Source organism: Streptomyces sp. CGMCC 4.7035 (genome assembly GCF_031583065.1).
Lineage (GTDB): Bacteria > Actinomycetota > Actinomycetes > Streptomycetales > Streptomycetaceae > Streptomyces > Streptomyces yaanensis.
Map to the genome: position 1 here is coordinate 7,507,608 of NZ_CP134053.1, position 20,901 is coordinate 7,528,508.

19 protein-coding genes are annotated in these 20,901 nt (G+C 70.1%); 10 read left to right on the forward strand and 9 right to left on the reverse strand.

The window, feature by feature from the left end:
* Nucleotides 1-252 precede the first annotated feature (252 nt).
* Entirely contained in the window at nt 253-444 is a 192-nt protein-coding gene (locus tag Q2K21_RS32995; protein WP_310778857.1) for a DUF397 domain-containing protein, read from the forward strand.
* A gap of 116 nt (nt 445-560) precedes the next feature.
* Here Q2K21_RS32995 and Q2K21_RS33000 read toward each other — a convergent pair whose 3' ends face one another.
* Nucleotides 561-1,400, reverse strand: a complete 840-nt coding sequence (locus tag Q2K21_RS33000) for a hypothetical protein (protein ID WP_310778861.1) — start codon at nt 1,398-1,400, stop codon at nt 561-563.
* Between the two features lie 80 nt (nt 1,401-1,480).
* Here Q2K21_RS33000 and Q2K21_RS33005 point away from each other — a divergent pair, with 80 nt between their 5' ends.
* Nucleotides 1,481-2,266 (forward strand): SDR family oxidoreductase, encoded by a 786-nt coding sequence (locus tag Q2K21_RS33005; RefSeq protein WP_310778864.1) that lies wholly within the window; start codon nt 1,481-1,483, stop codon nt 2,264-2,266.
* 142 nt (nt 2,267-2,408) lie between these two features.
* Nucleotides 2,409-3,950, forward strand: a complete 1,542-nt coding sequence (locus Q2K21_RS33010; RefSeq protein WP_310778867.1) for a sodium:solute symporter family protein — start codon at nt 2,409-2,411, stop codon at nt 3,948-3,950.
* A gap of 134 nt (nt 3,951-4,084) precedes the next feature.
* On the opposite strand, the gene Q2K21_RS33015 is transcribed toward Q2K21_RS33010, so the two are convergent.
* Nucleotides 4,085-5,200, reverse strand: a complete 1,116-nt coding sequence (locus Q2K21_RS33015; RefSeq protein WP_310778870.1) for an ADP-ribosylglycohydrolase family protein — start codon at nt 5,198-5,200, stop codon at nt 4,085-4,087.
* 369 nt (nt 5,201-5,569) lie between these two features.
* On the opposite strand from Q2K21_RS33015, the gene Q2K21_RS33020 reads away from it, so the two are divergent.
* Entirely contained in the window at nt 5,570-5,821 is a 252-nt protein-coding gene (locus tag Q2K21_RS33020; RefSeq protein WP_310778873.1) for a hypothetical protein, read from the forward strand.
* The gene (locus Q2K21_RS33025) at nt 5,821-6,213 is read left to right on the forward strand and encodes a DNA-binding protein (protein WP_310778876.1); all 393 of its coding nucleotides are present in this window, start codon (nt 5,821-5,823) and stop codon (nt 6,211-6,213) included. The genes Q2K21_RS33020 and Q2K21_RS33025 overlap by 1 nt, the downstream gene beginning before the upstream one ends.
* 40 nt (nt 6,214-6,253) lie before the next feature.
* Here Q2K21_RS33025 and Q2K21_RS33030 read toward each other — a convergent pair whose 3' ends face one another.
* On the reverse strand, nt 6,254-8,839 hold the full coding sequence (locus tag Q2K21_RS33030; RefSeq protein WP_310778879.1) for a bifunctional FO biosynthesis protein CofGH: 2,586 nt from the start codon (nt 8,837-8,839) through the stop codon (nt 6,254-6,256).
* Nucleotides 8,840-9,078: 239 nt separating this feature from the next.
* Here Q2K21_RS33030 and Q2K21_RS33035 point away from each other — a divergent pair, with 239 nt between their 5' ends.
* From Q2K21_RS33035 to Q2K21_RS33055, 5 genes are all read left to right on the forward strand, one after another.
* Nucleotides 9,079-10,599, forward strand: coding sequence for a CehA/McbA family metallohydrolase (locus Q2K21_RS33035; protein WP_310778882.1), 1,521 nt, complete (start codon nt 9,079-9,081; stop codon nt 10,597-10,599).
* Between the two features lie 89 nt (nt 10,600-10,688).
* Complete coding sequence (locus tag Q2K21_RS33040; protein WP_310778885.1) at nt 10,689-12,161, forward strand: alpha/beta hydrolase; 1,473 nt, start codon at nt 10,689-10,691, stop codon at nt 12,159-12,161.
* A gap of 165 nt (nt 12,162-12,326) precedes the next feature.
* Nucleotides 12,327-12,722 carry a nitroreductase/quinone reductase family protein gene (locus Q2K21_RS33045; protein WP_310778887.1) on the forward strand — a complete coding sequence of 132 codons (396 nt, stop codon included), beginning with the start codon at nt 12,327-12,329 and terminating at the stop codon, nt 12,720-12,722.
* Nucleotides 12,723-12,757: 35 nt separating this feature from the next.
* Nucleotides 12,758-12,988 carry a hypothetical protein gene (locus Q2K21_RS33050; RefSeq protein WP_310778891.1) on the forward strand — a complete coding sequence of 77 codons (231 nt, stop codon included), beginning with the start codon at nt 12,758-12,760 and terminating at the stop codon, nt 12,986-12,988.
* Nucleotides 12,985-13,284, forward strand: a complete 300-nt coding sequence (locus Q2K21_RS33055; RefSeq protein WP_310778894.1) for a type II toxin-antitoxin system PemK/MazF family toxin — start codon at nt 12,985-12,987, stop codon at nt 13,282-13,284. Before Q2K21_RS33050 ends, Q2K21_RS33055 begins: the two co-directional genes overlap by 4 nt.
* 17 nt (nt 13,285-13,301) lie before the next feature.
* Here the strand turns inward: Q2K21_RS33055 and Q2K21_RS33060 are convergent, their stop codons facing one another.
* The 6 genes from Q2K21_RS33060 to Q2K21_RS33085 all read right to left on the reverse strand — a co-directional run bounded on the left by Q2K21_RS33060 (nt 13,302) and on the right by Q2K21_RS33085 (nt 20,796).
* Complete coding sequence (locus tag Q2K21_RS33060) at nt 13,302-14,753, reverse strand: aldehyde dehydrogenase family protein (RefSeq protein ID WP_310778897.1); 1,452 nt, start codon at nt 14,751-14,753, stop codon at nt 13,302-13,304.
* Nucleotides 14,750-16,480 (reverse strand): N-acyl-D-amino-acid deacylase family protein, encoded by a 1,731-nt coding sequence (locus tag Q2K21_RS33065; RefSeq protein ID WP_386275898.1) that lies wholly within the window; start codon nt 16,478-16,480, stop codon nt 14,750-14,752. Before Q2K21_RS33065 ends, Q2K21_RS33060 begins: the two co-directional genes overlap by 4 nt.
* A gap of 112 nt (nt 16,481-16,592) precedes the next feature.
* Entirely contained in the window at nt 16,593-17,711 is a 1,119-nt protein-coding gene (locus tag Q2K21_RS33070; protein WP_386275899.1) for an LLM class flavin-dependent oxidoreductase, read from the reverse strand.
* A gap of 102 nt (nt 17,712-17,813) precedes the next feature.
* A complete protein-coding gene (locus Q2K21_RS33075) occupies nt 17,814-18,590 on the reverse strand; it encodes an SDR family NAD(P)-dependent oxidoreductase (protein ID WP_310778903.1) in 777 nt (258 codons plus the stop codon).
* A 29-nt stretch (nt 18,591-18,619) separates the two neighbouring features.
* Nucleotides 18,620-19,525, reverse strand: coding sequence for an LLM class F420-dependent oxidoreductase (locus tag Q2K21_RS33080; RefSeq protein ID WP_310781365.1), 906 nt, complete (start codon nt 19,523-19,525; stop codon nt 18,620-18,622).
* Nucleotides 19,526-19,545: 20 nt separating this feature from the next.
* The gene (locus Q2K21_RS33085; protein WP_310778906.1) at nt 19,546-20,796 is read right to left on the reverse strand and encodes an amidohydrolase family protein; all 1,251 of its coding nucleotides are present in this window, start codon (nt 20,794-20,796) and stop codon (nt 19,546-19,548) included.
* Between the last annotated feature and the right edge of the window lie 105 nt (nt 20,797-20,901).

Below are 20,901 nucleotides of genomic sequence, written 5' to 3' on the forward strand. Positions count from 1 at the left end.
TTCCGTGCCGTCCGTGCCATCCGCACCTTCCGAGCGGCGGGGCGCCGGATCTTACACCAGCGAAACCTTTGGGCGGAAGGCTCCACTGGAATATGCCATCCGGTTGAGTGAACGACTCCTCCAGGCAGCGATGTTGCCGAGTAGCTTCGATCTCGCCATCAGTCAAAGAAGTTGGCGCGAATCGCGTCGCGGACACCGATCGGCGTCCGCCACGCGATGACAGCAAGTCAGCAACTCGCTACTGGAGTGAACATGGCAGTTCTGCAGGGAGCCACGGACACGTGGACCAAGTCGTCGTATTCGGCGGGCAACGGCGCCTGCGTCGAGGTCAAGTCGCCCACCACGGAGGCACTCGCCGTTCGCGACTCCAAGGTTCCCGAGGGTCCCGTTCTGGCCTTCCCCGCCGGTGCGTGGAACGCCTTCGTGGCCTCGGTCAAGGCGTAACGGCCGCATCAGCAACACCGCCATAGCCCTCTCGACTGGCCCGCCGTCCCGGCCGAGGGGGCTGTTTGCTTTGCATCGGGGCTCGGTTCGCCTCGGGGTCCGTAGCGCCCGGGGCCTCAACGGAGCCGGTCCACGTAGCGGTCCGTCCCCGGCACCGTGGGAATGAACGGCGCCACCAGCTCCACCCTCCCCAGTCCCCCTTCCGCCACCGCCCCGTCCAGCCCCGTGAAGTGGTCCTCCCAGCACTCCCTCGGGTCCGCTTCCAGGAACCACAGCAGGGTCAGGCGCGTGTCCACGCCCTCCACCTGCTTCACGTACGTCATACGGTCGCCGGGCAGCGGGGTCGGGCGGAAGAGGGTGACCATGGCCGCGGGAGAGCCGGCGAGACGCCTCGGCAGGTGGCGGGTGCGCAGCCACTCGACCAATTCGGCGCGCTCGTCGGGGCCTTCCGCGTCGATGACCTCCAGAACCAGGCCCGCGTACGGGTGGTCCAGCGCGTGGAAGTCGCGCGGGCCCGCCGCCCCGTCCCGGTACACCGTCGCCTCACGGTCCTGGAACGCCGTGAAGACGTGCGTACGGTCCTGGTAGACCCGGGCGTCGCGGTTGAGGCGCCTGTTGATGGCGACCGTCCAGCGCATGTGGTCGTCGTAGCGGCCGTCCGTGATCCAGTACGTGGAGATGTAGCACCCGGCCGTCACGGGCTGCGCGATGGCCGACTTCTCCGGGTAGCGCAGAAGTTGCAGATCCCGGGTGGCGACCCAGCGGCGGCCCGCGTACATCCACGGCATGGCCATGGCGCCCGCGTAGTAGTGGTCGTCCTCGTACCAGCGGTTGTAGGCGTACTCGTGCCCCGGATGCGGTTCCACCATGGTGATCAGGGCATGGCCCGGATGGACGCCGTAGGGGCCCACCGCGGCCAGTTCCGCGTACACCTCGCTGTGCGTGTCCTCACCCATGCCGTTCCCCTTCCTTCCTCCGCCGGTCGCCCATACTCTGACGCTCCGTCAGACAATGCGCCAGATCCCGGAGGTGCTCGATGTCACTGCTCCAGGGCAAGACCGTCGTCGTGTCGGGGGTCGGCGCCGGGCTCGGGCACCAGGTCGCGGCGGCCGTGGTGCGCGACGGCGGCAACGCGGTGCTCGGGGCGCGCACGGAGGTGAACCTCGCCAAGTCCGCCGCCGAACTCGATCCGGACGGCGCGCACACGGCGTACCGGGCGACGGACATCACCGACGAGACGCAGTGCGACGCGCTCGCGGCGCTGGCACTGGAGCGGTTCGGGCGGATCGACGCGGTGGTCCACGTCGCCGCCTGGGACAGCTACTTCGGCGGCCTTCAGGACGCGGACTTCGCCACCTGGCAGTCGGTCATCGACGTGAATCTGCTGGGCACCCTGCGGATGACGCGGGCCTGCCTGCCGGCCCTGAAGGCGTGCGGCGGCTCGGTGGTCTTCATCGGAACGCAGTCGTCGGTGGCCGCCCCCTCCCAGGTGCGGCAGGCGGCGTACGCGGCGTCGAAGGGGGCGCTGACCAGCGCGATGTACTCGCTGGCGCGGGAACTGGGCACGTACCGGATCCGGGTCAACACCGTGCTGCCCGGTTGGATGTGGGGCCCGCCCGTCGAGGCGTACGTGCAGTTCACCGCGCACACCGAGGGCGTTCCGGAGGCGGAGGTGAAGCAGCGCCTGACGGACCGGATGGCGTTGCCCGAACTGGCCACGGACGGCGACGTGGCGGACGCCGCGGTCTTCCTGGCCTCCGACCGGGCGCGGGCGATCACGGGGCAGTCCCTGCTCGTGAACGCCGGGGAGCTGATGCGGTGACTTGAGCGCACATACGGTCAAGGATGTGAACACACTCCATGTTGCAGAACGATTTTACCCTCCCTTGACCCGTACGGCTGTTGTCGTGCCCATGGCGCCGAACCCACCATGAGCGGGCAGTCCGACAGGGAGGGAGAGGCGCATGAACGGTCTCGACTGGGCCGTCCTGATCGCGTACTTCGGCGTGATGACCGCGATCGGTGTCTGGTCCCACAAGCGCGTCGACAACGTCAGCGACTTCTTCACCGCGGGCGGCAGGATGCCGTGGTGGCTGTCCGGCATCTCGCATCACATGTCGGGCTACAGCGCGGTGATGTTCACCGGGTACGCCGGCATCGCCTACACCTACGGCATCACGTCCTACGTCACCTGGGCCCTGCCCATCGCCATCGGCGTGCTGATCGGCGCGAAGCTGTTCGCCCCGCGCCTGAACCGGCTGCGCTCCCGGCTGCACATGGCCTCGCCGCTGGAGTACCTGAAGGACCGCTACAACGTGCCCACCCAGCAGGCACTGGCCTGGTCCGGCATCCTGCTGAAGATCGTGGACGTGGGCGCGAAGTGGGCGGCGATCGCAACGCTGCTCAGCGTCTTCACCGGGGTCACGCTCACCCAGGGCATCATCATCACCGGCGGCATCACGGCGGTGTACTGCACGATCGGCGGCCTGTGGGCGGACGCGCTGACCGAACTGGGCCAGTTCGTCATCCAGTTGCTGGCGGGCCTGACCATGCTGGTCATCGCGCTGAACAAGATCTCCGACCAGGGCGGTCTGTCCAAGGCGCTGGACTCGCCGAAGCTGGACGGTCACGGGGACGGCTTCGCGGGCCCGTACCTGACGGTCTTCTTCATCGCGTACCTGTTCATCAAGCTGTTCGAGTACAACGGCGGCATGTGGAACCAGGCCCAGCGCTACATGGCGACGGGCAGCGGGAAGCAAGCGACGCGGTCCGCCGTGCTGTCGGCGGGCCTGTGGTTCGTGTGGCCGGTCATCCTCTTCATCCCCATGTGGCTGTCGCCGCTCCTGGTCACCGCGAAGAAGCCGGACGGCTCGGACGCGTACGGCCTGATGACCGAACAGCTGCTGCCGCACGGCCTGTTGGGCCTGGTGGTCGTGGGCTTCTTCTCGCACACGATGGCCATGTGCTCCTCCGACGCGAACGCGATCGCGGCGGTGTTCACCCGGGACGTGGCGCCGGTGCTGTCGAAGGCGGCGCGGGCATGGAACACGCGGGCGGGCCTGATCGCGGGGCGGGTGACGACGGTGGCCTTCCTCGGCCTCTCCATGGCCGTGGCCACGCAGGTCAACTCCCCCACCTTCAAGGACATCATCACGGTGGTCATCAAGTGGGTGGCCGGTCTGATGGGCCCGATCGCGATCCCGTTCATCCTGGGCCTGCTGCGCCCGTTCCGCCGGTCCGGCCCGACGGCCGCACTGACCAGCTGGGCGGCCGGTCTGCTGGCGTTCTTCTTCGTCAACTACCACCTGGACTTCTCCCAGCGCACGGACGTGAAGCTGGAGTACCAGGTGGCACTGCCGATGGTGATCTCACTGACCCTGTACGTCCTGATCGGCCTGGTGAAGCCGGAGGACACACCGGAGAGGGACGCGATCATCGAGAAGCTGAACACGGACGACGACGGGGCGTCGGCGGCTGTGCAAACTCCGGACGCTTCCAGCGTGTAGGAGCCGATTTCAGCCCGGCCCAGGAACAACCAGCCCATCTGGGGGTCCCCCCTGCTCGAAGAGCTTGGGGGAGTTTGAGGACGAGGCCGTCAAGGCCGAAGGGGGGTCTGGGGGCGCAGCCCCCAGGACGGCCCCTATGCCCGGGGATACCGCGCCAACCACCCCGGCGCAGACCCCGTAGGGCCATGCAGCGCCGCGCCTTGCGTCATCTCCATCGCGAAGTCGTCCGCAACCACCAGCATCGTGGGACGGCCCTCCAGCTCGGCCAACCAGGCCGGCGGGAGGGCCGTCTCGCCGTGCAGGGCGCCCAACAGCCCCCCGGTCAGCGCACCCGCGGCCCCCGAGGGCCCGCCGTGGTTCACGGCGAGGCACAGCCCGTGCCGCATGTCCTCCCCCACCAGCGCGCAGTACACGGCGACGGCCAGCACGCCCTCCGCCGTACCGCTTCCGGCCAGTTCCTCGATGCGTGCCGGTGTGGGCATCCCTTGCCGCACCGCGCCCAGCGCATGCTGCAACGCGTCGGAGACCGGCTGCTGTCCCGGCTGGGGGGCGAGCAGGGCGAGGGCGCGCTGCACGCCGGTGTCCAGGGTCTCGCCGCGCGCCAGTGCGTGCACGACGACCGCGTACGCGCCCGCCGTGAAGTACGCCGTGGGATGCCCGTGAGTCTGCGCGGCGCACTCCATCGCGAGCTGAAGCACGAGCTGCGGTTCCCAGCCGACGAGCAGCCCGAAGGGCGCGGAGCGCGCGGCCGCCTCGGGCCCTGCCTCGCCGGGGTTCTTGGGTGCCGTCGGCGTACCCATGGTGTCGTCGCCGAGACCGGTCAGACAGGCGCGGGCCGGGGAGCGGCGGGCGTACAGCCACTCCTCGCGGGCCAGCCAGCCGTCGTCCTTGCGGCGCTCGTCGGGCCCCCAGTCCCGTTGGGTGGCCGCCCAGCGCAGATACGCCCGGTGGAGGTCGGTCGGCGGATGCCAGGCACCGGTGTCACGGCGGACCTGGGCGCGTATGAGCCCGTCGACGGAGAAGAGGCTGAGCTGGGTGAGCTGGGTGACGGCGCCGCGTCTTCCGTAGGCGGGGGCGAGGTCGGTGAGGCCCTCGGCCCCGTACGCCTCCTGGATCTCCGTCAGGGAGAGGCCGTCGAGAGGAGCGCCGAGCGCGTCGCCGACGGCCGCGCCGAGCAGCGTCCCGCGCACCCGGCTACGGAAGTCCTGCTGTTCGGTGCGTCCCCAGATGGCATTCGCTGTCACAGCCACCACGCCCTCCTCTCGCCTACCGCTCGGTACCAGTCCAGCACTGTAATCGAACGGGAACGGTGGGTTCAGGGCGCCGAAAAGTAAGGGGAGCGTGACCGAGCGATCAGCTCTGAGCAGTCAACGTGCGCTGTCAGCCGTACCAAGTGACATTGCAGACGTAGACGCACTCATGGCGTGGGCCGCCAGCGGCACCCGCTTACGACGGAGCCTCTCGGTAGCCGTCGTGCGGTCGGAGAAGGAGGGCTTGAAGGTCATGCCCATGAGGCTGTCCCACCACAGCTTCACACCCATCAGGGAACGCCCCGGCCAGAACCCGGATCTGTCCCTGACTACCGCCCGGCCTCTACTACCACTGGTAGCATCGACACCATGAGCGGTAGTAAAAAGTATTCGATCAGCCTGCCCGAGGACCTCGCCGAAGCCGTACGCGCTCACGTCGGGCCCGGTGGTTTCTCCTCCTACGTCGCCGAAGCCCTCGAACAGCGGGTCGCCATGGACAAACTCAGGGAGATCGTCGCCGACTTTGCCACCGACAATGACGAGCTCACCCGCGAGGAGGTCGAGGCCGCCCGCGCCATGCTGCGCCATGACCACCGGCAGGCCGGCGGAGCAGCCGCCTGATGCCTGGCACCCTGCTGCTCGACAGCGAAGGCCTCCCGAAGCTCTACCGCAAGGACCGCGCCGTCATGGCTCTGGTCCAAGCGGCATCGGAAGAGGGCATCCGCGTGGCCACAAGCGCCATGACCACCCTTGAAGCCGACTATGACCGCATCCACCCCGCCCGCATCAAGTGGGTCCTCTCCCGCATTGACGTACACGACGTCACCAAAGAGATCACCGACCAGGCCGCCACCCTCCTGCGCAGCCACCACCTCCACGGCCACAAATACGCCATCGACGCCGCCTTCGCCGTCATCGCCCGCACCGCGCTTCAGCCGGTCACTGTCCTTACTTCCGACCCCGAGGACCTGACGCTCCTCTGCGGCCCTGCGGTAGAGGTCGTCAAGGTGTAGGGCCGTCCGGCTTGGGGGAACCACCTTCCGGCCGAACCCCTCAGTCCAAAACCGGCAGCAACTCCGGCAGATGACCGTCCGAAGCAGCCGCCGCCCGCTGCCGTTCCTCGGAGACCTCGCCGTACAACGTCGTGCGCGGCTTCGCCGGGCGCCCCGCCGCCTCCGCCACCGCGATCAGGTCCTTGACGGACTTGTACGAGCCGTACGACGAGCCCGCCATCCGCGAGATCGTCTCCTCCATCAGCGTGCCGCCCAGGTCGTTGGCGCCGGAGCGGAGCATCTCCGCCGCGCCCTCCGTACCCAGTTTCACCCAGCTGGTCTGGATGTTGGGGATGTGGGGGTGCAGGAGGAGGCGTGCCATCGCCGTCACCGCGCGGTTGTCCCGCATGGTGGGGCCGGGGCGGGAGATGCCCGCCAGGTACACGGGCGCGTTGGTGTGGATGAAGGGGAGCGTGACGAACTCGGTGAAGCCGCCGGTCTGTTGCTGGATGCGGGACAGGGTGCGCAGGTGGCCGAGCCAGTGGCGGGGCTGGTCGACGTGGCCGTACATCATCGTCGACGACGAGCGGATGCCCACCTCGTGTGCGGTCGTGACCACCTCGATCCACGTCGCGGTCGGCAGCTTGCCCTTCGTCAGGACCCAGCGGACCTCGTCGTCCAGGATCTCGGCCGCCGTGCCGGGGATCGTGTCCAGGCCCGCCTCCTTCGCCGCCGTCAGCCACTCACGGATCGACAGGCCGGTGCGCGTCGCGCCGTTCACCACCTCCATCGGGGAGAACGCGTGGACGTGCATGCCGGGGGTCCGGGACTTCACCGCCTTCGCGATGTCGAAGTAGGCCGTGCCGGGCAGGTCGGGGTGGATCCCGCCCTGCATGCACACCTCCACCGCGCCCACGTCCCACGCCTGCTGCGCGCGGTCCGCGACCTGCTCCAGTGAGAGCGTGTACGCGTCGGCGTCCGTGCGGCGCTGGGCGAACGCGCAGAAACGGCAGCCCGTGTAGCAGACGTTCGTGAAGTTGATGTTCCGGGTGACGATGTACGTGACGTCGTCACCGACCACCGACCTGCGGACGTCGTCCGCCACCCGGCACAGCGCGTCCAGCGCCGGGCCGTCGGCGTGGAGGAGGGCCAGTGCCTCCTCGTCGGTCAGGCGCGTCGGGTCGTCGGCCGCCGTCGCGAGCGCCGCCCGTACGTCCGTGTCGATGCGCTCCGGCGCCATCCCGGGCGCCGCCGCCTCCCGCAGCGCGCCCCAGTCGCCGTACACCTCGTCGAAGTCGTCCCGCCGGTCGCCCGTGCGTCCCTCGGTGTCGATCGTGCGGTTCAGGTCCGTACGGCCGGATGAGACGAACACCTCCTCCGGTTCCTGCCACGGGTGCCCCTCGACCACCACGTCCTCCCGCGCCAGCCCCGTCTCCGGGTCCGCCAGCGCCCGTACGTGCGGCAGCAGTCGCGGGTCCAGCCACGGCTCGCCCCTCTGCACGAACTCCGGGTACACACACAGCCGTTCGCGCAGCTCGAAGCCCGCAGCGCGGGAATGCTCGGCCAGCCGTTCGATCCCCGGCCAGGGCCGCTCGGGGTTCACATGGTCGATGGTCAGCGGTGAGACCCCGCCCCAGTCGTCGATGCCCGCCCCGATCAGCCGCTCGTACTCGTCGTCGACCAGGTTCGGCGGCGCCTGGAGGCAGGCGCTCGGACCCATGATGTGCCGGGCCACCGCCACCGTCGCGACCAGCTCCTCCAGCTCCGCGTCCGGCATGCCCCGCATCGCCGTGTCCGGCTTGGCGCGGAAGTTCTGGATGATCAGCTCCTGGATGCCGTGGTAGGCGCGCGAGACCTTCCGCAGCGCGAACAACGACTCCGCACGCTCCTCGAACGTCTCCCCGATACCGATCAGCAGCCCGCTGGTGAACGGGACCGAGGAACGGCCCGCGTCCTCCAGGACCCGCAGGCGGACCGCCGGTTCCTTGTCCGGGGAGCCGTAGTGCGGGCCGCCCGGCTCGGACCACAGCCGCGTCGCCGTCGTCTCCAGCATCATCCCCATCGACGGGGCGACCGGCTTGAGGCGCTGGAAGTCCGTCCACGACATCACCCCGGGGTTGAGGTGGGGCAGCAGACCCGTCTCCTCAAGGATGCGGATGGAGATGGCGCGGACGTAGGCGATCGTGTCGTCGTAGCCGTGCGCGTCCAGCCACTCACGCGCCTCGGGCCAGCGGTCCTCCGGCTTGTCGCCCAGGGTGATCAGGGCTTCCTTGCAGCCGAGCGCCGCGCCCTTGCGCGCGACGTCCAGGACCTCGTCCGGGGACATGAACATCCCGTGCCCGGCCCGGCGCAGCTTGCCCGGCACCGTCACGAACGTGCAGTAGTGGCACTTGTCCCGGCACAGCCGGGTGAGCGGGATGAAGACGCTCTTGGAGTACGTGATGACACCGGGGCGGCCCGCCGCGCGCAGACCGGCGTCGCGCACCCGGGCGGCGGACGCGGTCAGGTCGTCGAGGTCCGCGCCACGGGCCTGGAGCAGCACCGCCGCCTCGGTGACGTCGAGCGCTACGCCGTCACGGGCACGTTTGAGAGCGCGACGCATGGAGTTCTCGGTGGGGCCGGTTCCGGAGGTCGCGGAAGTCGTCATCCTCCGAGCATACGTTCGCGGTGATCAGGTCAAACAGGGCGTACGTGTGTCGGTGCGGCAGGATCCGCGTTACAGGGTGTCACTGTGGCGCGGGCACACGGCCGCCATGGACACCCGGTGTTACGCCGGCACCCGGCCGCCGATCGGCTTCCCGTGCACCGGAGTTCACGGGGTGACGCCACAGTGGTGCGCGACCGCCCTGCACCATCCCTGTCATCCGACGCGTTGGGAGCGGCAGCATGTGTGAGGACGACCACGGCATCGGCAGACGCGCTTTGTTCGTGACGGGTGCGGCCACCGCGCTTACGTTGGGAACCGTGAGCTTCTCCCACGGTCCCGCCGCCGAAGCGGCCGACAGCCAGGAGACGAGGACGGTGCGCGGCACTCTGCCCACCGGCTCCCCCGACTTCGTCTACCTCCCCGTCGACGTCCCCGAGGGCGTCCGGGAGATCAGGGTCGCCTACACCTACGACAAGCCGTCCGTCCCGGCCGGCACCCCGGGCAACGCCCTCGACATCGGCATCTTCGACGAGCGCGGCACCGAGCTGGGCGGCGAGGGCTTCAGGGGCTGGTCCGGCGGGGCCCGCACGGAGTTCTTCCTCCGCGCGGACGACGCGACTCCGGGCTACCTCCCGGGCCCGGTCGGCCCCGGCACCTGGCACATCGCGCTGGGCCCGTACACGGTGGCGCCGCAGGGTCTGACGTACGAGGTCACGGTCACGCTCACGTACGGCGAACCGGGCCGGACCCCGACGCCCGTGTACCCGCCGTCCCGGGCGAGGGGCCGGGGCCGCGCCTGGTACCGCGGTGACTGCCACCTGCACTCCTGGTACTCGGACGGCCGCCGCACGCCCGCCGAGATCGCGGCGCTGGCGCGGGCCGCCGGCCTCGACTTCATCAACACCTCGGAGCACAACACCCACTCCTCGCACGCCCACTGGGCCGACCTGGCGGGCGACGACCTGCTGATCATGACGGGCGAGGAGGTGACCACGCGCAACGGGCACGTGGTGGCGCTGGGCGTCGACCCGGGCACCTTCATCGACTGGCGCTACCGGGCGCGCGACAACCGCTGGGCACGGTTCGCCCGGGAGATCCGCCGCGCGGGCGGCCTGGTCGTCCCCGCCCATCCGCACGCCACCTGCGTCGGCTGCGGCTGGAAGTTCGGCTTCGCCGAGGCGGACGCGGTCGAGGTGTGGAACGGCCCCTTCACGCCCGACGACGAGGTGACGCTCGCGGAGTGGGACAACACGCTGGTCGCGGCGGTCCGGGAAGGGCACGGGCGGTGGCTCCCGGCGATGGGCAACAGCGACGCGCACCGCGACCCCGACGCGATCGGCAGCCCGCAGACGGTGGTCCTCGCCGACGACCTCACCCGCGAGGCGATCCAGGAGGGCATCCGCGCGGGCCGCTCGTACGTCGCCGAGTCGAAGAACATCTCGCTGGCCTTCACGGCGTCGGGTGGCCGCGGCGAGCACGCCGGGATCGGGGAGCGGTTGGAGGTCTCCCCCGACACCCCGGTGACGATCCGCCTGGAGGTGTCGGGCGCGCCCCGTTGCACGGTTCGGTTCGTGACGGACCAAGGGGTGCTGCTGGCCGGCGATCCGTTGCCGGTGTCCGGTTCGGGTGTGGTCGAGTGGCGTACGACCCCGGCGTACGCGGCGTACGTACGGGCGGAGTTGCGCCACGAGACGGCGGCGGGGCCGTTGCCCGGGGCGCTGGCGGCGTTCACCAATCCGGTCTTTCTGGGACGTCGGTAAGGCCTTCCCGCGAGCGCAACCGCGTCACCTTTTTTCTCATCCTGTTCACCGGCATCACATCGCAACTGACCGCAGAACAGGACGTCTTCGTGATCCTCAAGCCCACCCGCCGCGGTGTCGCCGTGGCCGCCGCGCTCGGGGCGCTCGCCCTGGCCGTGCCCGAGTCCGCGCATGCCGCTCCGCAGGCGGCCTCGGCCCTGAAGTGGGGTGCGTGCCCGGCGAGTTCGGATGCCCCGCACGGCACGTACTGTTCCACCCTCAAGGTGCCGTTGGACTACACGAAGCCGAACGGCCGCAAGATCACGCTGACGCTGTCGATCGCGGGCCTCGCGAACGCCGAGCGCACCCTGGTGGTGAACCCGGGCGGTCCCGGTGAATCAGGCATCGCCCTGGCCAAGATGGTGTGGGGCTCGCTCCCGCAGAACGTCTCCGAGAAGTACAACGTCGTCAGCTTCGATCCGCGAGGGGTCGGCGCGAGCACGCCGGTCTCCTGCGGGGACACCGCGAAACTGATCAAGCATCCCGCCTCGTCGTACGCCCCGGCGAACCCGCTTCAGGAGAAGAAGCGCCGCGTCGTCGCCCGCAGGGTCGCCGAGCGGTGCCAGGTCAAGTCCGGTGCTCTGCTGCCGTACATCACCACCGAGAACGCGGCCCGCGACATGGACCGCATCCGCGCCGCGCTCGGCCGCACCAAGCTGGACTACCTCGGTTATTCGTACGGTTCGAGGCTGGGCGCCACCTACGCGACGCTGTTCCCCCAGCGCACCGGCCGCATGATCCTGGACAGCGTGATGGACCCGACGGCCACCTCGTACGCCGCGCAGTTCCAGCAGAACCCGGCGCTCCAGAAGCGTGCGCAGCAGTTCTTCACCTGGATCGCCAAGTACGACAGCACCTACCACATGGGCACCACCGAGACCGAGGTCTCGGCCGCGTGGCAGGCGACCCGCAAGAAGCTGGCCGCGCACCCCGCCGGGGGCCGGGCCGGCAGCACGGAGCTGGACGACCTGCTCGCTTCCGCCATGTACACCAACATGGAGTGGCCATCGCTCGCCGAGATGGTCGCCGACTACCGGCGCGGCGACGCGAGCGCTCTGCTCAACGCCACGGACCAACTGGCGTTCGGCGGCGTGAACCCGTCCCAGCTCGCGTACAACTGCGTGGACGACGCCTGGCCCCGGGACTGGAACACCTGGCACAAGGACACGGTCGCGTCGGCGGCCGAGGCACCGTTGTTCGCCTGGATGAACACCTGGTACAGCGCTCCGTGCGCCTACTGGAAGACGGCGCCCGTCAAGCCGGTGAAGATCGGCTCGACGAAGGTACCGCCGGTGCTGCTGCTCCAAGCCGCGGACGACCCGGCGACGCCGCTGGCCGGTGCGCGGCGGATGCGCGAGGCCCTGACCGGCTCACGGCTCGTCGTCGCGGACAGCGGCAACCACGGTCAGTACCTGTTCGACACCAACGACTGCATGGACGCCCACGGCAACCGCTACCTGCTCACCGGGAAGCTGCCGGCCGAGGACACGACCTGCAAGGGCGTCGCCGCGCCTACGCCTTGAGATCACAGGCACCCACGTCGTCCGAGGCGGTCGCTCTGGCCGCCTCGGACGCCACCGCCGGTTGCTCCGTCTTCCGCACGCGAGCCCCGGACATCCGACGCCGGTGGAACATAGCGTGGACGCAGCACTTCCAGGTCACGCCTACGCCAAGGGAGCCCGCCGACGATGTCCCGCCCCTCCGACCTCAGATTCCGTGCCACGACCGCCTTCCAGCGCTACCTGGCCAACCCGATCACCCGCCGCCTCCCGCTCCAGACGGTCCTGGAGACCACGGGCCGCGTCTCCGGCCTGCCCCGGCAGACCCCGGTGGGCGGCAGTCGGGTCGGGGACTCCTTCTGGCTGGTGTCGGAGTTCGGGGAGAAGTCCCAGTACGTCCGGAACATCAAGGCGAACCCGGCGGTCCGGGTCCGCATCCGGGGGCGCTGGCACACCGGCACCGCCCATCTGATGCCCGACGACGACCCGGTCGCCCGCCTGCGCCACCTTCCCCGGGGGAACAGCGCGGCGGTACGGGCCCTGGGGACCCGTCTGCTGACCGTGCGGGTGGATCTGGACGCGTAAGGACCACCGACCATGACAGGCGGTATGATGACTGCATGACGGTGAACATGACGATGAGCCTGCCCGATGACGTGGCCTCCTTCGTGAAGGCCAAGGGGAACGCCTCGGCGTACACGGCCCGGATACTGCGCCGCCAGATGCTCGCCGAGGAGCTGGAGAAGTCCGCGAGGGTGCGGGCCGAGGCCGGGATAGTGACCACTACCGCGGAGCCTGCCGAGAGCGAGGAGGCCACCTTGGAGCGGTGGGGGCGGGTGGCAGGCCGGTGAAGCGAGGGCACGTCTACGAACTGTCCTTTGCCGGAGGCCCCGCGCACGTTCTGGTGATCTCGTCCGACGTTCTGAACGCGCAGAACAAATGCGCCACCTGCGTACTGATCTACCCGCAGCAGGTACGCGAGGCCACGCTCGTGGACATCCCGGTCAGCGCACCGTCAGCGGGCACCATCGTGCTCGGTGAGTTCCGCACGCTGTCCGAGCCTCGCCTCACCGAGGATCTCGGGCCGGTGGACGAGCGCGTCATGGAGGCGGTCGAGATCGGGCTCCGTGCCGTCTTCGACCTGTAGCCGAGCAATCGGTCCCCTCACCCCGGCCACACGATCGCCTGCACCTCGCTGTACGCGTGCAGGGCGTACGAGCCCACGTCCCGGCCCACTCCGCTCTTCTTGAAGCCGCCGAACGGGGCCTCCATGTTGCGGCCCACGGTGTTCACCCCGACGCCGCCCGCCCGTAGTCGGCGGGCGACGCGGAAGGCGCGGGCCACGTCCCCGGACCAGACGTAGTCGATCAGGCCGTAGTCGGTGTCGTTGGCGAGCGCGATGCCCTCCTCCTCGTCGTCGAAGGGGACGACCACGACCACCGGGCCGAAGATCTCCTCGCGGACCACCCTCATGTCCGGGGTGCAGTCGGCGAGGAGGGTCGGAGCGACGTAGAAACCGTGGTCGTGCCGAGGGCGTTCGCCACCGGCGACCAGCCGCGCGCCCTCCTTGCGGCCCAGTTCGACGTACGACTCCACGCGGTCCCGGTGCGCTGCCGAGATCACCGGGCCCACCACCGTGCCCGGCTCGCGCGGGTCGCCGATCGGCAGGTGGCGTGCGTACGCGGTCAGTTGGGACACCAGGCGGTCGTACACGCCCCGCTGCGCGATCACCCGCGTCGGTGCCGTGCAGATCTGGCCGCTGTAGAAGGAGAAGGTGGTGCCGATCCCGGCCACCGCCGATCCGATGTCCGCGTCGTCGAAGACCAGCGCCGCGCCCTTCCCGCCCAGCTCCATCAGCTGCCGTTTCATGGAACGGCCGCACACCTCGGCGATGCGCTGCCCCACCGCCGTGGAGCCGGTGAAACTCACCATGTCGACGTCCGGGCAGTCCACGGCCGCCTCCCCGACCTCCGGACGCGCACCGCTGACGACGTTCACGACACCCGGCGGGGCGCCGGCCGCCTCCAGGGCCTCCGCCATGCGGTAGACGGACAGCGGGTCCTGCGGGGCGGGCTTCACCACCACCGTGTTGCCCATGGCCAGCGCGGGGGCGACCTTGCCCGCCGGGTTCGCCCAGGGGTTGTTGTACGAGGTGATGCAGGTGACCACGCCGACCGGCTGGCGCACGGCCAGGGCGCCCATGACGCCCGCCCTGCCCATCGGTCCGGCCTCGTTGATCTGCGGCGGGATCGCCCATTCCGCGGGTTCCACGCGCGCGTACCGCCGGAAACGGGCCGCGGCCACCCCCACCTGCATCCCCCGCGCCGTCCCCGTCGTCGCGCCGGACTCCGCCCGGGCCAGTTCCGCGTACGGCACCAGTCGGTCGCGGATGATGTCCGCCGCCCGCGCGAGGACCGCCGCCCGCTCCTCCGGCGCCGTACGCGACCACGGTTCGAAGGCCTCGCGGGCCGCGGCGGCCGCCGCGTGCACCTGGTCCCGTGAGGCTTCCGGCGCCCGCCCGACGGTCTCCTCGGTCGCCGGGTCCACGACCTCGTAGTGGCCCCCGTCCGGCTCGACCCACGCGCCGCCGATGAACAACCGCTGCTCGTCGGTCACTTGGTGCTCACCGTCCTGGTGTCCCGGCCGGAGCGCAGCACCTTGCCCGGGACGGCCCCGGTCACCACGTCGTCCCGGATCGCCTCGACGCCGTTGACCCAGACCGCCCTCACCCCGATCGCCCTGGAGTCGAGCCGCGGGCTCTCTCCCGGCAGGTCGTGCACCAGCGTGGCCTGGCCGGCGTCGATGCGCTCCGGGTCGAAGAGGACCAGGTCCGCATGGAAGCCCTCCCTGACCCGGCCGCGCTCCCGCAGCCCGAACAGCCGCGCCGGGTCGTCCGTCAGCATCTTCACGGCCTGCTCCAGCGGCACCAGCTTCCGGCCGCGCAGACAGTCCCCGAGGAACCGGGTCGTGTACGGGGCCCCGCACATGCGGTCCAGATGCGCGCCCGCGTCGGAGCCGCCGAGCAGGACGTCCTCGTGCCGCCAGGTCTCCGCCCTGAGGGCCCACGAGTCGGGGTCGTTGTCGGTGGGCATGGGCCACAGGACCGTACGCAGGTCGTCCGCGGCACAGATCTCCACCAGGCAGTGGAAGGGGTCCTGGCCGCGTTCGGCGGCGATGTCCTTCACCACACGCCCGGTCAGGCCCTCGTTCCGCGGGCTGTAGGTGTCCCCGATGACATACCGACCGAAGTTCGCGAGCCGCCGGAAGACGCCCGCCTCCTTGGAGTCGGCGCGGCGCAGCATCTCCGCCCGCACCTCCGCGTCGCGCAGCTTCGCGATCCGGTCGGGCACCGGCAGGCCCAGGATCGGGCCCCAGCCGGGGATGAGATTGAGCGCGCAGAAGGTGCCCAACGACATGTTCATCGGCGTGAGGATCGGCATGGTGAGGGCCACCACCCGGCCGCCCGCCTTCCGGGCGCGCTCGCTCGCGGACAGCTGGCGCGGCACGCGCTCGGGGACGGCCGCGTCGACCGTGAGGACGTTCCAGTTCAGGGGCCGTCCCGCCGCCGCGCTCATCTCCACGAGCAGGTCGATCTCCGCGTCGCTGAACTGGTCCAGGCAGCCCGCGACGATCGCCTCGATCTGCGTGCCCTCGTGCTCGCCGACGGCACGGGCCAGCGCCAGCAGCTCCGCGGGACCGGCGTGCCGGGAGGCGACCGGCTTCCCGTCGCCGTCGGAGTGGGTGGAGGACTGGGTGGTGGACAGGCCCCAGGCGCCCGCGTCCATGGCCTCGTGGAACAGCCGGACCATGGCGGCCAGCTGCTCCCCGGTGGGCTGTCCGCCGATCGCGTCCGGGCCCATCACATACCGGCGCAGCGCACAGTGCCCCACCATGAAGCCCGCGTTGACGGCGATCCGCCCTTCGAGGGCGTCCAGATACTCGCCGAAGGTGTGCCAGTTCCAGGGCGCGCCCTCTTCGAGAGCGACCAGGGACATGCCCTCCACCTTGGACATCATCCGGCGGGTGTAGTCGGCGTCCTCGGGGCGGGCCGGATTCAACGGTGCGAGTGTGAAACCGCAGTTGCCCGCCGCGACCGTCGTCACCCCATGGTTCAGGGACGGGGTCGCGTACGGGTCCCAGAAGAGCTGCGCGTCGTAGTGGGTGTGCGGATCGACGAAGCCGGGGGCGAGGACGAGCCCGGCCGCGTCTTCGCTGCTCCGGGCCGCCTCGGTGATCTTCCCTATGGCGGCGATACGGCCGCCGCGTAGGCCGACGTCGGCGGTGTAGCCAGGCGCTCCCGTGCCGTCCACGACGGTGACGCCCTTGATGACGTGATCGAGCATGGGGCTTGCCTCCTCAATTCCGGTACGACCTACGCCCTGAAGGGGCGCGGGGAACTGCGCGACCAGCCACATCCGGCCCGCAGTCGCCAGCCGGCCCGCAGCCCAACGGCGATCAGGCGCTCTGCCGGAACCGCGTAGTGCGGTGCACCGGATCCGTGTCGATCTTCGGAATCACGTGCTCACCGATCAGCCGGATCGTCTGGAGCGTCTCCTCCTTCGGAATCCCGACCGGCAGCCCGAAGCTGAGCTGGTCGGCGCCCGCCTGCTCCCACCTCTTGCACTGCCGCAGCACCTCGTCCGGGTCGCCGCAGACCAGCAGCTCCTCTTCGATGAGCAGTTCGAGGAATTCCTCGGTGTACTCGGGGAGGGTCTCGGGCCAGACGGGGAAGCCCTCGGGGCGCGGGAAGGTGTCGTGGTAGCGGAAGACGAGGGACGGCAGATAGTGCAGACCGCCGTTCATCGCGATCCGGATGGCCTCCGCGTGGGTGGGCGCGCAGATGGCGGTGGTCGTCACCATCACGTTGTCGTTGACGAAGTCCCCGATGGGCTCCGCGTCGACGACGGCCGTCTTGTACTGCTCGAGCACCCACTCCATGTCGGCGACCTTCTGGACGCTGAAGCCGAGCACCCCGAGGCCCTTCTTCGCCGCCATGGCGTACGAGGGCGGGGAGCCGGCGGCGTACCACATCGCGGGGTGCGACTTCCCGTACGGCTTGGGGAGCACCTTGCGCGGCGGGAGCGACCAGTGCTTGCCCTGGAAGCCGGCGTACTCGTCCTGGAGCCACATCTTGGGGAACTCGGCGATGGTCTCCTCCCAGATCTCCTTCGTGTAGTTCATGTCGGTGATGCCGGGGAGGAAGCCGAGGATCTCGTGGCTGCCCGCTCCGCGTCCGCTGCCGAACTCGAAGCGGTTCTCGCTGAGGTGGTCGAGCATGGCGACCTTCTCGGCGACCTTCACCGGGTGGTTGACCTGGGCGAGCGGGTTGAAGATCCCGGAGCCGAGGTGGATGCGCTCGGTGGCGTGGGCCAGGTAGCCGAGGAAGACGTCGTTGGCGGAGAGGTGCGAGTACTCCTCCAGGAAGTGGTGCTCGGACGCCCAGGCGTACTTGAAGCCGGACTTGTCCGCCTGGATGACGTACTCGGTCTCCTCCATCAGCGCCTTGTGCTCCGCGAGCGGGTCGGTCTCGGCCCGCTTGCCCACGTATCCCTGTACAAAGAGCCCGAATTCCACGGAGGTTCACCGTCCCCACGAGTTTTTATCTGACGCATCGTCAGATTCATCTGCCGCCGACTCTGGCACCGCCCGGGTGGACCGTCAATAGCTGACGGTTGGTCAGATAACGGTGACCCCGGCCAGCCACCCGCCATCGATCACGAACGGCTGCCCGGTGATGTAGGAGGAGTCGTCGCAGGTCAGGAAGAGAGCGAGCCTCGCCACCTCCTCCGGCTTCCCGATCCGGCCGAGCGGCACGAGCTTGCGGTACACGCCGTCGAGCGCCCTGGACATCTCCTCGGCGTCGGCGTCCGGGTCCAGCTGAGCCGGGTTGGACATCGGGGTGTCGATGGCGCCGGGGCACATGGCGTTCACGCGGACCTTCTCGGACGCCAGCTCGATCGCGGCGACCCGGGTCAGGCCGAGGATGGCGTGCTTGGTCGTCGCATACGTGCCCACCGCCGCCATCCCGGTCAGCGCGGTGTACGAGGCGGTGTTGACGATGGTGCCCCCGCCGGCGGCCGCGATCTCGGGCGCGACGGTCTTGATGCCGAGGAAGCAGCCGACCTGGTTGACCTGCACGACGTTCATGAACTCGTCGAGGGGGGTGTCGACCAGCGCGTTGAACCGCAGGATCCCGGCGTTGTTGACCAGCCCGTCGACGCTCCCGTACGCCTGCTTCGCGGCCGCCACGGCGGCGGCCCAGTCGGCCTCGCGGCCCACGTCGAGATGGACGTACGACTGGCCCAGTTCCTTGGCGAGCGCCTCTCCCCGGTCGTCGAGCACGTCCGCGAGGACGACCCGGGCGCCCTCCGCCGTGAACAGCCGCGCTTCCTGCTCGCCCTGCCCGCGCGCCGCACCGGTGACGATGACGACACGCCCGTCCAGCTTGCCCATGGGGTCTCCTCAGTCGAGTCGGTCGAGCCTCAGTCCAGACGGGGCGCGACCTCGGCCCCGAACGCCGCTATCTGGTCGGTGAGTTCGGTGCGGCTCCGGCTGCGGAACCGCACCTGGATCTGGTGCACGCCCATCGCCCGGTACGCGCGCAGGGACTCGGCGATCGCCTCCGGCGCCCCGCTGATCGTGCGGCGCCCGACGTCCCAGCCCGGCTCGCCGACGTACAGGGGCTCTGTGATGGCGCCGATGGTGAGGGGGTCCTCGATGCCCGCCTCCGCGCGAAGCCGCAGCAGCCGGGCGATCTGGGCTGGCAGCCGGTCGCGCGGGTCGCCCTGCGGCAGCCAGCCGTCCCCCTTCAGCGCGGCCCGGCGCACGGCGGCGGGCGAGGAGCCGCCCACCCAGAGGGGGACCTTCTCCTGCACGGGCCGAGGTCGCTGTCCGAGTCCCTCGAAGTCGTACGCCTTCCCGTGGTGGGCGGGGAACTCGTCCGGGCCCAGCGCCACCCTCAGGGCGTCGATCGCCTCGTCCAGCACCGCACCCCGCTGCCCGAAGTCCACCCCGAGCGCCTCGAACTCCTCCCGCACATGCCCGGCCCCCACCCCGAGGACGAGCCGTCCGCCACAGAGGTGGTCGAGGGTGGCGTACTGCTTGGCGGTGACGAGCGGATGCCGCAGCCCGACGATCGCGACATGGCTGAGCAGCCGTACGCGCGTCGTGACGCCCGCGAGGTAGGCGAGGGTGGCGACGGGGTCGTACCAGACCGTGCTCATGGCGGGCGCGAGCCGCCGCGGAATGGCGACGTGGTCGCAGCTCGCGACGTAGTCGAAGCCGGCGCGCTCGGCGGCGCGCGCGATCTCGACGAGGTCGGCCGGTCCGGCGCCCGACTCCCAGGCCTCGGCGTAGATCGTGCTCTGGGACTGGACGGGCAGCTGCATCCCGTACCGCAGGGGCCCGCTCAACGGGCACCGCCCGGCCCGGCCCACAGGCCGTCCTCCGTCAGCCCCAGCAGTTCGATGGCGTTGCGGCGGACGATCCGGTCGACGACGTCGGCGTCCAGATGTCCCATCTGCGCCTCGCCGACCTCCCGCGACTTCGGCCAGGTGGAGTCGGAGTGGGGGTAGTCGGTCTCGTACAGGACATTGCCGACCCCGATGGCGTCCAGGTTCCTCAGACCGAAGGCGTCGTCGAAGAAGCAGCCGTAGACGTGCTCGGCGAAGAGTTCGGACGGCGGGCGGTGGACCTTGTCGGCGACTCCGCCCCAGCCACGGTTCTCCTCCCACACCACATCCGCGCGTTCGAGGATGTAGGGGATCCACCCGATCTGCCCCTCGGCGTACATCACCTTCAGGTTCGGGAAGCGTTCGAACTTGCCGCTCATCAGCCAGTCGACCATCGAGAAGCAGCAGTTGGCGAAGGTGATGGTGGAGCCGACGGCCGGCGGGGCGTCGGCGGACGTCGACGGCATCCTGCTGCTGGAGCCGATGTGCATCGCGATGACGGTGCCCGTCTCGTCGCAGGCGGCGAGGAAGGGGTCCCAGGCGTCGGTGTGGATGGACGGCAGCCCCAGATGGGGCGGGATCTCCGAGAAGGCGACGGCGCGGACCCCGCGCTTCGCGTTGCGGCGCACTTCGGCGGCGGCGAGCTCCGCGTCCCACAGGGGGATGAGGGTGAGGGGTATGAGACGGCCGTGCGCATCGGGCCCGCACCACTCCTCCACCATCCAGTCGTTGTAGGCGCGCACCCCGAGCAGGCCCAGCTCGCGGTCCTTGGCCTCGGTGAAGGTCTGGCCGCAGAAGCGCGGGAAGGTGGGGAAGCAGAGGGCGGACTGGACGTGGTTGACGTCCATGTCGGCGAGGCGCCGGGAGACGTCGTACGAGCCCGGCCGCATCTGCTCGTAGGTGATGACCTCCAGTTTGATCTCGTCCCTGCTGTATCCGACGGCGGTGTCGAGGCGGGTCAGGGGCCGGTGCAGGTCCTCGTACACCCACCAGTCGCCGAGCGGGCCGTCGTCGCCGGGTGCGCCCATGACGGGGGCGAACTTCCCGCCGAGGAAGGTCATTTCCTTCAGCGGCGCGCGGACGATGCGCGGGCCGATGTCCTGGTACTTCTTCGGGAGCCGGTCCTGCCAGACGTTCGGGGGCTCCACGGTGTGATCGTCGACGGAGATGATCTGCGGAAAGGTGCCGTTGGCCGGTGAGGTCTCCATGCGGGTCACGGTAGCGCTGATCTGACGGTCCGTCAGCTAGCGTGCGCGACCTTCGGGCAACGGGCGCGGGTGGACCATGTGTAGGCGTTGTGACGCACCGGGTAC